The 11,941-nt window shown below is 62.4% G+C and carries 12 protein-coding genes; 7 read left to right on the top strand and 5 right to left on the bottom strand.

Annotated elements, in window-relative coordinates; translation table 11 throughout:
• Positions 1-13: 13 nt before the first annotated feature.
• Positions 14-1,246 carry an HlyD family secretion protein gene (locus tag AB8B20_RS30255; protein WP_439070804.1) on the bottom strand — a complete coding sequence of 411 codons (1,233 nt, stop codon included), beginning with the start codon at positions 1,244-1,246 and terminating at the stop codon, positions 14-16.
• A gap of 185 nt (positions 1,247-1,431) precedes the next feature.
• Between AB8B20_RS30255 and AB8B20_RS30250 the strand changes: the two genes are divergently transcribed.
• Entirely contained in the window at positions 1,432-2,064 is a 633-nt protein-coding gene (locus tag AB8B20_RS30250) for a TetR/AcrR family transcriptional regulator (protein ID WP_439070803.1), read from the top strand.
• Positions 2,065-2,073: 9 nt separating this feature from the next.
• Here the strand turns inward: AB8B20_RS30250 and AB8B20_RS30245 are convergent, their stop codons facing one another.
• Positions 2,074-3,321, bottom strand: a complete 1,248-nt coding sequence (locus tag AB8B20_RS30245; RefSeq protein WP_439070802.1) for an extensin family protein — start codon at positions 3,319-3,321, stop codon at positions 2,074-2,076.
• Between the two features lie 467 nt (positions 3,322-3,788).
• On the opposite strand from AB8B20_RS30245, the gene AB8B20_RS30240 reads away from it, so the two are divergent.
• The 5 genes from AB8B20_RS30240 (at position 3,789) to AB8B20_RS30220 (ending at position 9,167) form a co-directional block, all read left to right on the top strand.
• Positions 3,789-4,799, top strand: coding sequence for an ABC transporter substrate-binding protein (locus AB8B20_RS30240; RefSeq protein ID WP_093760552.1), 1,011 nt, complete (start codon positions 3,789-3,791; stop codon positions 4,797-4,799).
• A gap of 172 nt (positions 4,800-4,971) precedes the next feature.
• Complete coding sequence (locus AB8B20_RS30235) at positions 4,972-5,772, top strand: ABC transporter ATP-binding protein (RefSeq protein ID WP_439070801.1); 801 nt, start codon at positions 4,972-4,974, stop codon at positions 5,770-5,772.
• 1 nt (position 5,773) lies between these two features.
• Entirely contained in the window at positions 5,774-6,628 is an 855-nt protein-coding gene (locus AB8B20_RS30230; RefSeq protein ID WP_439070800.1) for an ABC transporter permease, read from the top strand.
• A gap of 218 nt (positions 6,629-6,846) precedes the next feature.
• Positions 6,847-7,542, top strand: a complete 696-nt coding sequence (locus AB8B20_RS30225) for a L,D-transpeptidase (RefSeq protein WP_439070799.1) — start codon at positions 6,847-6,849, stop codon at positions 7,540-7,542.
• Positions 7,543-7,616: 74 nt separating this feature from the next.
• Positions 7,617-9,167 carry a DUF4403 family protein gene (locus AB8B20_RS30220; RefSeq protein ID WP_439070798.1) on the top strand — a complete coding sequence of 517 codons (1,551 nt, stop codon included), beginning with the start codon at positions 7,617-7,619 and terminating at the stop codon, positions 9,165-9,167.
• Between the two features lie 106 nt (positions 9,168-9,273).
• Here the strand turns inward: AB8B20_RS30220 and AB8B20_RS30215 are convergent, their stop codons facing one another.
• From AB8B20_RS30215 to AB8B20_RS30205, 3 genes are all read right to left on the bottom strand, one after another.
• The gene (locus AB8B20_RS30215) at positions 9,274-9,816 is read right to left on the bottom strand and encodes a PRC-barrel domain-containing protein (protein ID WP_439070797.1); all 543 of its coding nucleotides are present in this window, start codon (positions 9,814-9,816) and stop codon (positions 9,274-9,276) included.
• 79 nt (positions 9,817-9,895) lie between these two features.
• A complete protein-coding gene (locus AB8B20_RS30210) occupies positions 9,896-10,273 on the bottom strand; it encodes a PRC-barrel domain-containing protein (protein ID WP_439063325.1) in 378 nt (125 codons plus the stop codon).
• A gap of 157 nt (positions 10,274-10,430) precedes the next feature.
• Positions 10,431-11,024 (bottom strand): hypothetical protein, encoded by a 594-nt coding sequence (locus AB8B20_RS30205; protein ID WP_439070796.1) that lies wholly within the window; start codon positions 11,022-11,024, stop codon positions 10,431-10,433.
• A 170-nt stretch (positions 11,025-11,194) separates the two neighbouring features.
• Here AB8B20_RS30205 and AB8B20_RS30200 point away from each other — a divergent pair, with 170 nt between their 5' ends.
• Complete coding sequence (locus tag AB8B20_RS30200) at positions 11,195-11,932, top strand: response regulator (protein ID WP_439070795.1); 738 nt, start codon at positions 11,195-11,197, stop codon at positions 11,930-11,932.
• Positions 11,933-11,941: the final 9 nt, after the last annotated feature.

Genomic DNA, 11,941 nt, shown 5'->3' with positions numbered 1-11,941 from the left:
TGCTTGCCCTGACTTAGCGCGCGGGTTCTGCACCCGGCTTGGTGTTGACGCGGACATAGACCGACATGCCAGCGCGCAGCAGGTTTTCCTTGGCGACGTCAGCCGGCACCCTGAGGCGCACAGGCACGCGCTGCACGATCTTGGTGAAGTTGCCGGTGGCGTTATCCGGCGGCAGCAGCGTGAATACCGAGCCGGCTGCCGGCGCGAGGCTTTCCACCGTGCCTTCGATGGCGCGGCTGCTATCGGCATCGAGCTCGATCGAGACCGGCTGGCCCGGCTTCAGGCGGCGCAGCTGCGTCTCCTTGAAATTGGCATCAATATAGACGTCGTTGAGCGGCACGACATTGCCGAGACGCTGGCCGGCGCTGATGAAATCACCGGTCGACACGAGGCGGTTCGAAAAGATGCCATCCACCGGCGACTTCACGGTCGTGAAGTCGAGATCACGCACGGCCTTGTCCAGCGCGCTCTGCAATTCCGCGAGCTGCGCGCGCGCTTCGTTCTGCTGCGCTTTCGTCACTTCGACGCTGCTCTTGGCGGAGTCGACGGATGCCTTCGCGGCCTTGACGGCAGCCGAGGTCTGGTCGCGGTTCGACTGCGAGGTCTCGTAGACCGAGCGCGAAGCGAAGCCCTGCTTGCTCAGCGTTTCCTGGCGATCGAATTCAAGCACGGCGCGATTGGCAGCGGCATCGGCCGATGCAAGCTGGGCCTGCGCCTGCTCGACGGCGCTTTCCTGCGCGCCGACCTGACGACCGATCCGTTCGATGGTGGCCTTCTGGGTGTCGATCTTGCGCTTCGCGGCATCGACGGCGATGCGATAGTCGCCGTCGTCGATCCTGAAGATCACCTCGCCGGCCTTCACCGCGACGTTGTCGCCCGGCAGGATCTGCGCAATGTGGCCCGATACGCGCGCACCCAGCGTGGTGTTGCTGGCGCGGACATAAGCGTCGTCGGTCGAGACGATGAAGCGGCCGACCAGATAATAGTTCACGCCATAATAGACGCCTGCGACGGCGAGCAGCGCGCCGACACCGAGCAGCACTTTTTTCTTCTTGCCGGATTTTGGAGCAGCGGTCTGCGCGGTCGCGGCCGGTGCTGCTGTGGCGGGCTGTTCAGGTGCGGGCGCATCCGCAGGACCGCGGGCTGCGGGTTCATCCGCTGCGGGCGACACGACGCGTACCGGCGCGCTGTCAGTCTCGCCTTCGGGGCGAATGATACGGGCAGCCTGGTCGCGTGGTCCGGCCATTCCGGCCTCCTCAAACGTGAGAATGCGGACACCATCGGACATGCCGGGTCCCCGCTTGCTGCGGCAATATGTAAATTGACCGAACGGTTCGGTCAAGATAGAGTTTGGTCAGTTCATCACGATTTCGCGTTATTCCGGTTTCATCGCGGGCGATATCCCGCTGATTCATCGAACAGGCTGAACGAATGGTTGCCTCCCACCCTGCCCCGCTCTCGCCTGTCGGCGAGGAAGACAGCGCCAAGCGCCGCCAAATTCTCGACGGCGCGCGCAAGGTCTTCCTGGATCTGGGCTTCGACGGCGCCAGCATGGGCGAGATCGCGCGTGCCGCCGGCGTCTCCAAGGGCACGCTTTATGTCTATTTCACCGACAAGAGCGCGCTGTTCGAGTCGATCGTCGAGCAGGAGAAACTCGAGCAGGGCAAGGCTGTCTTCAATCTCGATCCGGAACGCGATGCAGTGACCACGCTCGGCGAGTTCGGCCGCGCCTATATCCAGTTGCTGTGTCGGCCCGGCGGCGGCTCGGCGATCCGTACCGTGATGGCCATCGCGGAGCGCATGCCCGATGTCGGCAAACGCTTTTATGAAGCGGTGTTGGCACACGCGATCCGGCAGGTCGCGGCCTATCTCGATGCCCGCGTCGCTGCGAAGGAATTGGCGATCACTGATACCGAGCTATCCGCCGCACAATTCATGATGTCCTGCCAGGCGACGCTGTTTCAGCCCTTCATCTTCCAGGCCAAGCCGACACCCACGCGCGCGGAGATCGACAAGGTCGTCGACAGTGCGGTGCGGATGTTCCTCGCGGCCTACCGCATCTGACGAGCCGGCCTATTCGTTCTCGTAGAAGTCCTCGTCGTCAGGCGATTTGCGCGTCGACTTCTTGGCCGTGCGCCCGATCGAGCCGGTCACGCCGCCGTAGTCATTGCTGTTGCGCCCGGCATAGGGATTGCGACTTTGCGCGCGAGCGGCAATCTCCTCGCCCGACACGGCCGCCGGCTGGCAGATCACCGGGCGCTTGGGCCGGCGCATCAGATCCACGTGAATGTGATCGTAGTGATAGACGTTGGATCCCGGCGCCAGCACGGTGTTGAAGACTTGGCACGCGCCGCCCTGGATGTCGCGCAGGAAGCCCTGCTCTTCCGGCATCCCCTTCCAGCCTGCCTTCACCGAGACACTGCGACCATCGGCGAGGACGAAGGCGGAGATATCGAGCGCGTTGCCGAATGCATGCTCGGAGATGTGCGCGCGCGAGTTGCCGTTCATGCCGCGGCACGAATAAGCGGAGATCTGCTTGATCTCGGCGACGCGGGTACCAAACCAGCGCATCGCTGCCGGCTGCACGGACTCCGCGAGCCACTTGTCGAGTGCCGAGACGATCGGACAGGCCAGCGTCGCCGTCGGTTTCACGACGACGGGGCCGACCGAGCCCGTGACATTGCCCTGTCCCGGTCCAAGACGCTGTGGGGCATAGTCCTGCGGCGGCTGGCTCTGCTGCACACCTGAACTATAGCGGCCGTAAGGCGCGCGCGGCTGCTCTTGCTGCGGCGCGCGCATCGTCTGCGGCGAACCTTCCGGCGGCAATTCGATTTCGTCTTCATTGTCCGGCGGCACGCCTGGCGCGTTCAGCGAGATCGGTCCGTTATTGGCAGCGCCGCCATAGGATGAACCGCCATAGGACGGCTGCTGCGGCGCGGCTTGCGGATAGGAACTCGGATAGCTGCTGGCGGGGCGCGCCATGGTTTGTGGCTGCTGCTGCACCGGCCAACGTGGCTGGCTTGCACCGCTGATGCCGCCAGGCGGCCGCAAGGTTTCATCGGCAAAACCATAGCTGCTGCTGGCCTCGCCAAGGGCTGCGACCTTCAAGGGAAATTCTGCGCCGCAGACACCGGGCCCGGAAATCGGGTTGATCCGAACGAGATCAGCGCCCTCTTTCACCGTGCCGGATTTGAGACATGCGACTTCTGCCTCGGCACGCCATGGTTCACGTTCCTGGGTCTGAAACAGACCGCGTCCGCAACCCGCAAGCGAAACAAGGACGACGGAGCCGACGAGATACAAACGAACTCTGCGCGTCATTCGCGCAAGGTGGTCGAAATGTTTTAAAGACTCTTCAACGCATTGAATTCACGTTTGATTTACCATGTTGCCGACCCTTGTACCGCTCCGGCAGCAATTGATCGGCTTCATTCTCTTTTCTGCGGGAACGGACCGCTGGCTTTCGCGTTACTCAGCGCGACAACGTCAAAGGGAGGGTTCCCATGACCATGACCGGTCAACTGAGCGTTGTGATCGCCTATGCGGCAATCGCCTTCGTCGGCGCTATCGTATTGGGCGTGCTTTAGAGACCCAATCCTATGAAGCTTTCGCATCCATGGCGTCCGCTCTCCCGAGCGGGCGCTTTTTGCTGTTGTGACCTGCCAATAGCCAATTGACAGTTTGACGCAGGCCGGGGCCTGATGCCCCCGTTGCGAGCGCTTGCGCATCGACCGGGACGACCGCCCGCGCAGTAGACCAGCGCCGAATTTAGAAGTCAGGAAACGCCTATGCGCAAATTCTTTGCCGCAGCCATTGCGGCTGTATCACTCGCCGCCGCACTTGCAGCCCCCGCTGCGGCGCAAACCCCGATCAAGATCATGGTCGGCGGTATCGATAAGCAGATCTATCTGCCGGCGAAGCTCGCGGCGCAGCTCGGCTTCTTCAAGGAACAGGGGCTCGACGTCGAACTGTTCAACTCGACCTCCGGCTCGCAGGCCGCAACCGCGCTGCTCGCGCGCGAAGTACAAGGCGTGGTCGGTTTCTACGATCACACCATCGACCTGCAGTCCAAGGGCAAGTTCATTACCTCGGTGGTGCAGTTCGCCGTCGCGCCTGGCGAAGTCGTGCTGGTGAAAGCCGCCGATGCGGACAAGCTGAAGGATCCCGCCAACTGGAAGGGCCAGGCGCTCGGCGTCACCGGCCTCGGCTCTGCTACCGACTTCCTGACTCGCGCGCTCGCCGCCAAGGCGGGGCTGAAGATGCAGGACTACACACTGGTGCCGGTCGGCGCAGGCGATACGTTCCTCGCTTCGATGCAGCAAGGCAAGATCGTCTCCGGCATGACCACGGAGCCGACGGTGGCGCGCGCGGTGAAGAACGGCACGGCCAAAGTCGGCATCGATCTGCGCACACCGGAAAGCACCCGCGCTGCACTCGGCGGCGATTATCCGGCCGCGTGTCTCTATATGGACCGCGCCTGGATGGAGGCGAACAAGGAGACGGCACAGAAGGTCGTCAATGCCTTCGTGAAGACGCTGAAGTGGATGAATACCCACTCGCCCGAAGAGATCGCAGCTCAAATGCCGAAGGACTATTATGCCGGCGAACTCGATCTCTATGTGCAAGGTCTGCGCGAAGGCAAGCCGCAATACTCCGTGGACGGCATGATGCCGGCGGGTGCGCCGGAATCGGTGCTGAGTGTGCTGAACAGCTTCTCGCCCAACCTCAAGGGCAAGACCATCGACCTGGCCAAGACCTACACCACGGATTTCGTGGTCAAAGCCAACGCGACGAACTGAGGCCCTTCTCCCCTCCCCCTTGCGGGGAGGGGCCGGGGGTGGGGGTAGCCACAAGGGACGTCACTTGTGGACCCCCCTCCCCGACCCTCCCCCGCAAGGGGGGAGGGAGCAGAACGAACGCGCTTTACCCGCCGACTTCAACAACGACTCTGATGATAAAGCGAATGCAATCATGAATGCCCCCGCACCCTCCGCCGTCGCGCTGAAGAACGTCGCGCGCCGCTTCGTCACGCCTTCGGGTGACGTTCTCTCCGCGCTGGAGGATTTCGACCTCAGCATTGCGCCCGGTGAATTTATGGCCGTGGTGGGCCCGACCGGCTGCGGCAAGTCGACGACCCTCGGGCTGATCGCCGGCCTCGCCCGCCCGCAAGGCGGCGAAGTCACATTGTTCGATGCGCCGGTGACCGGTGTCGATCGGCGCGTTGGCTTCGTGTTCCAGCAGGATGCAGTGTTTCCGTGGTGCGACGTGCTCGGCAATGTCATGGCCGGGCCGCTGTTTCGCGGCATCCCGAAAGACAAGGCGGAAGCCACCGCGCGCGACTGGATCATTCGCGTCGGCCTGAAGGGCTTCGAACATCATCATCCGCATCAGCTCTCCGGCGGCATGCGCAAGCGCGTGGCGCTGGCGCAGACCTTCATCAACAATCCGCAGGTCCTTTTGATGGACGAGCCGTTCTCCGCGCTCGACGTGCAGACCCGCGAATTGATGCAGGAGGAATTGCTGCAGCTCTGGGCGCAGGCGAAATCGGCGGTGCTGTTCGTCACCCACGATCTCGACGAAGCCATCCTGCTCGCCGACCGCGTCGCGGTGCTGACCACACGACCGGCGCGCGTAAAGTCCGTCCACACCATCGACCTGCCGCGTCCACGCGATGTCGCGACGCTACGCTACGATGAACGTTTCATCGCCATTGCGCGAAAGATCTCTGACGACCTGCGCGAGGAAGTATTGCGCGCACGGGCAGGACACTAGAATGACCGAGACAACAGTGACCGCCCCCCTCGCCACCGACGGCCGCATCGAGACCGCCGTGCAGCGCCTGCGCCGCCATCAGCGCCTGGTGCTGGCGCTGCGGCTTGCCGTCCTCGTATTCCTGATCGGCGGCTGGGAATTCGGCGTGCGCTTCGAGCTGATCGATCCGTTCTTCTTCGGCCAGCCCTCCGGCATCGTCACCAAGCTGATCGACTGGACCGAAAACGGCACCTCCATCGGGCCGCTATGGAAGCAGATCTGGGTGACAATCTATGAGGCCGGCGCCGGCTTCCTGATCGGCTCGGCCATGGGCATCCTGTGCGGCATCGCGCTGGGGCGTAACCAACTCCTGTCAGACGTGTTCTCGATCTACATCAAGGTCGCGAATTCGATCCCGCGCGTCGTGCTCGGCTCGATCTTCATCGTGGCCCTCGGCCTTGGCGCGGCATCGAAGATCGCACTGGCCGTCGTGATGGTGTTCTTCGTGGTGTTCGCCAATGCCTTCCAGGGCGTACGCGAGGCTGACAAGAACCTGATCGCCAATGCACGCATCCTCGGCGCCAGCAACTGGCAGATGACCCGCGCTGTGGTGCTGCCTTCGGCGCTATCCTGGATTCTCGCCAGCCTGCATGTCTCGTTCGGCTTCGCGCTGGTCGGTGCCATCGTCGGAGAGTTTTTGGGCGCCCGCGAAGGCATGGGCCTGCTGATCGCGACCGCACAGGGCTCGTTCGATTCCAACGGCGTGTTCGCCGCGATGATCGTTATCGCGATCGTGGCGCTGCTGGCCGAATGGATCTTGACCATGATCGAAAACCGGCTGCTGACCTGGCGCCCGGATACCACCGTTAACGAGTGACCACTGAAGCCCGGCGCGCTTGATTCAAATCAGCGCGCCGGCGGTCATTCCCGGTGCAACAATGTTGTCCGCCTCCCCCCGCGACGACACATTTCCCCGCCGCGACGAAACCGTTTTGCAGAATTGACGCAAATCTCCTGAAACGGCCGCTGGGTACATCTCCTGCCAACGAGGCGCCGAACGGGCGCTCATTTACAGGCGCTCAAACGGAGATTCCCATGATCACCCTCGCTTCTTTCGAACGAAAAATTCGCCGTGCTGCCGTCGCAATCGGCGCGCTCCTTGCCGGCGCATTCTCCTTGGCCCATCCGGCAGCCGCAACGCCGCTGCCGCTGTTTCCGTTCTTCATGGCGCCGCCGGTCCAGAGCGAGCCTGCGCCCTATGTGCAGTCGCCGCAGATGGATGACGAGCGCTCTGCTATCGAACAGCCCGCGCGCTTCAGGCGGCAGATCGTCAACTATCCGACCCGCGAGGCCGCCGGCACGATCATCGTCGATACGCCGAACACCTATCTGTATTACGTGCTCGGCAACGGTCAGGCGCTCCGCTACGGCATCGGCGTCGGCCGCGATGGTTTCACATGGTCCGGTGTACAAACCGTGACTCGCAAGGCCGAATGGCCGGCATGGACCCCGCCCGCTGAAATGATCGCACGCCAGCCCTATCTGCCGCGCCACATGGCCGGCGGCCCCGGCAACCCGCTTGGCGCCCGTGCCATGTATCTCGGCGGCACCATCTATCGCATCCACGGCACCAATATGCCGGAGACCATCGGCACGCAGGTGTCGTCGGGCTGCATCCGCCTCACCAATCAGGACGTGTCGGATCTGTATTCCCGCGTCACAGTCGGCACCAAAGTCATCGTCCTGCCGATGGATCGCCGTGCAGACAGCGCAAGCGGCAAGCGTGGCTAAAGTCGGGCACGGTTCATAACTGGCGCGCGTCACCACAGCATTGTAATGTCCCCGCGTTTTCGAGCGGGGACATCATGCGTCTGAAACCAATTCTCATCGGCGCGGTGCTGGTCGCCGTCTTTTTCGTGGTCGCACTCAAGGTGATGGACTATGTGGCTCCGCGCGGCACCGGCTCGGCGCCGGTGCTGGTCGCATTGCCGCCACTGCCACCCTCACCCGCACGCAGTTCAAGCATCATCGCGCCGGTCGCCATTGCACTCACCGCGATCCGCGATGCCGCCGATCGCGGCGCACCGCGCAGCTTCAACGGCACGGCTGACAATCCTGTACAGCAATTGCTGCAGGATGCCGATATCAAGTGGACCGCCGCACGCGGTCCGATCGCGGCGACTGGCGCGCAGGATACACTGACCATGTCCACGCCCCTGACCGGCACGCTCAATGTCACCGGCGCCATCTCGACGAATGTGCGCGATGCGCTGGGCGGCGCGCTCGGCAACCTGCTCGGCGGCAATGTTGCCAAGCAGCTTGGCAACATCAACATCAAGAACGTCAATGCCAATGCGGAAATCCGCGGCAATGTGGTGGTCTCGGCGCAGCCGCGGCTGACGCCGAACTGGCGGATCGACCCGAACCTGACCGCTCAGGTGACACTCGGCGACACCAATGTCGCGGTCGCCGGCGCCCGCATCAATGTGCCCGCGCAGGTCAAGCCGATGATCGACAATGCGGTCAACGAGCAGATCATCGCCCTGCAGCAACGCCTGCGCAACGATCCTGCTTTCGAGCAGAATGCCCGGCGTGAATGGGCCAAACTCTGCCGGTCGATCCCGCTGCAAGGTGCGAGCGCATTGCAGAACCTGTTCATCGAACTGAAGCCGACGCGTGCCGTCGCCGCCCAGCCGCGCATCGATGCCAGCAATTTGACGCTGACACTCGGCGTCGAGGCCGAAACACGCGTGACTTCAACACAGACGCAGCCGAATTGTCCGTTCCCTGCCACACTCGCCATCGTGCCGCCCGGCCCCGGCAAACTCAGCATCGGTGTGCCCGTGGACATGCCTTTCACTGAACTGAACAAGATCATCGAGGCGCAGCTCGTCGGCAAGACATTCCCGGAAGACAATTCCGGCGCGGTCGCAGTGACGGTGAAGAAGGCAACTGTCTCGGCATCCGGCGACCGCCTGCTCATCTCGTTGCTGGTGAATGCCAAGGAGAAGCAGAGCTGGTTCGGTCTTGGCGGCGAAGCAACCGTCCATGTCTGGGGCAAGCCTGCGCTCGATCAGGCGGCACAGACGCTGCGCTTTACCGATCTGGAACTTGCCGTTGAATCAGAAGCGGCCTTTGGCCTGCTCGGCGCGGCAGCACGTGCAGCCATGCCGTTGCTACAGAAGACGCTGGCCGAACGTGCGACCATCGATCTGAAGCCCTTTGCCTCGAACGCGCAAAAGAAGATCGCCGCCGTCATCGCCGACTTCCAGAAGAACGAAAACGGCATCCGCGTCGGCGCCGAGATCAGCAGCCTCCGCCTTGGCGGGATCGCCTTCGATTCCAAAACACTCCGGGTGATCGCGGAAGCCGATGGCGCCATCAATGTGAATGTGACGGCCTTACCGGGGCTGTAGATTCAACGCGATGACGCGGTGAAGAGCGCACCCGCAAACGGGCGCGCCCTTATCGTCAGCCTACTGGTTCTTGGCTCGCGTTATCACAGCGTGACGCAAAAAGGCCTTACATCGCATACTTAAACTCAGGCATCGCCTTCAATTGATCCTTGCTGGCGCCGCTGAGTACCGCATGGTCGGGGTACCAAGGATTAGCCTTGGCGGCTGCGGGAGCTGCACCCGAGGTGGCTGCACCCGTGGTCATGCCGCTTGGCGGCGAGGTCGACTTCATGCCCGATGAACCGCCAGTTGAAGACGCCATTGTTGCGACCGGCTCGTTCACGAATTTGATCTTGTCATAAGGCACGGCGATCAGGTGTTCGCCGACACCGAGGAAACCACCGACGCCGATCACCACCGCCTTGATGTTCCCCTGCTTGTCGGTCAGGAGATCGTTGATCGAACCGAGGCTCTCATTGGCTTCGTTATACACGCTCAGACCGACCACCTTCGATGTACGCCAGTTGCCATTGAACGTCGTATCAGATGCGGTGACCGGCGCAGCTGCCGGGGCTGTGGTTGTCGTAGTTGCGCTCGGGCTCTGCGCGAAAGCTGCGGTTGCCAGCAACGCCGAACCAACGATACCAGCCGTCATGTATTTCTTGAACATATGTTCCTCCTGTCGTTGTGGGTCGTCCAAAACCAACGCGGAGGTACAATGACTGTTCCGGTTCCACCGAAATTGGTCGTTAGAATTCGCCCCAATAGGGTGCGACGCCGTAGTGGCGATGCAGCGCTTCTTCCTGCGACCTGTCGCCCCAGTCGAATTCGCGTTTCTCGGTAAATGACGGCGCGCTGCGCAATTCTTCTTCGCTGATATCAAGTTGATAAGCATCGAGTTCACGATTGAAGGTCAGTCGCGCCCAAGGCAGTGGCAGCAGGTTCGAACCGAGGCCGAGAAAGCCGCCGAAGCTCAGGATCGCGTAGGACACTTTGCCGCTGATCTTGTCGATCATCAGACGTTCGATGTGACCGATGCGTTCGCCATTCGGACGTCGTACCGCCGTTCCCTCGATGCGGTCGCTCGCAATCAGGCTATGCGGCTTCGTCATGACGTCGGGAGTCATTGTCGCCTCCATAAATCAATTGAAGGGGTAACAATGCCCGGACGTGTTCCTTGTTCCGGCAATAGCGCAGAAGTGACCTGCACAAAAGAAACCACCACCCTTCCCTTGCGGGAAAGATGGTGGCGTCAGCCTGGTCGTAAGCGTCGCGGTCTTCGTATCAGGTCTGGTAGTCGATCAGCAGGGCCGTGAATGACGCCTTGCTGCTGGATGCTGTAGCGCTGGTGCCGCTCGCGCTGTAGGAGCTTGAAGACGAGGCCTCCAGCGATTGCTTCAGCGAGTCCAGGAACTGCTTCATGATATCTGAGATACTGGTCGCACTGTCCGCATCATCGGTACTGTCGGTACTATCGGCGCTATCCGACGGAGGTGGGCCGCCGGGTCCACCGCCAGGAGGTGGACCACCGGCACCGCGAGCGCCGCCTGCTCCACCCGGACCGCCATCGGCGAAGGCCGACTGGAACACGCCCTGCAATTCGGTGGCTTGGTCCGAGGTCAGCTTGCCGCTGGACACCTGGGCACTGATGAGATCGTCGATCTTCGATTTCATCTCGTCCGGCGACGGCCGGCTGCCGCTGCTCTGGCTCGAACGGTCGGCCTGCAGCGACGAGTCGATATCGGTTAAAGCAGAGGACAGCGCATCCTGGTCGCCGCTGCTGATCTTTCCGGAGGAAAGCTCGGCCTGCAGCTCCTGCTGCAGTTTCTGAAGGGGGGATTGGTAGGAACTGCTGGGCGCAGCCGAGATAGAGGTCATGATCTGCTCCAAGGTGCTTGCTTAGTGCTCGCAACTTGCGGTTAACCTTCTTAACGAGGTCTTGTTATTGCCTTGCTGACATGTTGCGGTTTGTTGCGCCCAAGCCACCAGCAATAGTCCGAAACAAAAAACTTCTGCAGCCCGCGCCGATCCCGGCCAAAAGAGTTCGCATGGCAAACCTACCGAACATCCTGGTCGTAGAAGACGACCGCGAAACCCGTACGCTGATCGCGAAGTATCTGCGTACCAATTCCTGCAACGTCACCACCGCGGCCGACGGGCGCGAGATGGAAAAGGTGATGGCCGACACCCGTGTCGACCTGCTGATCCTCGACGTGATGCTGCCCGGCGAAGACGGCCTCAGCCTGTGCCGCAAGGTCCGTGCCGAGTCGCAACTGCCGATCATCATGCTGACGGCGCGCGGCGAAGACGTGGACCGCATTCTCGGCCTCGAAATGGGCGCCGACGACTACCTGCCAAAGCCCTTCAATCCGCGCGAATTGCTGGCACGCATCAATGCAGTGCTCCGCCGACAGGCCACGGCGCTCAATGCCAGCGCCACACCGAACGCCACGGCGCTGTCATTCGCTGGCTGGCAGATCGACCTGCGCCTGCGCGAATTGCGCAATCCCGAAGGCGCGCGCGTCGCCATGACCTCGGCCGAATTCGATCTGCTACGCGCCTTTGTCGAGCGCTCCGGCCGCGTGCTGTCGCGCGACAGCCTGCTCGATCTCACGCAAGGCCGCAGCGCCGGCTCGTTCGAACGCAGCATCGACGTGCTGGTCAGCCGTATCCGCCGCAAGATCGAGATCGACCCGCAGGACGCGCAAATGATCAAGACGGTGCGTTCGGGCGGCTACATGTTCACGCCGACGGTGGAAGCGGTCGCGACGGCCACGACCAACTAGTTTCATCGA

It is taken from the genome of Tardiphaga sp. 866_E4_N1_4, assembly GCF_052076075.1.
In the GTDB taxonomy this organism is placed as follows: domain Bacteria; phylum Pseudomonadota; class Alphaproteobacteria; order Rhizobiales; family Xanthobacteraceae; genus Tardiphaga; species Tardiphaga robiniae.
This window is presented reverse-complemented; position numbering and strand designations above follow the sequence as displayed.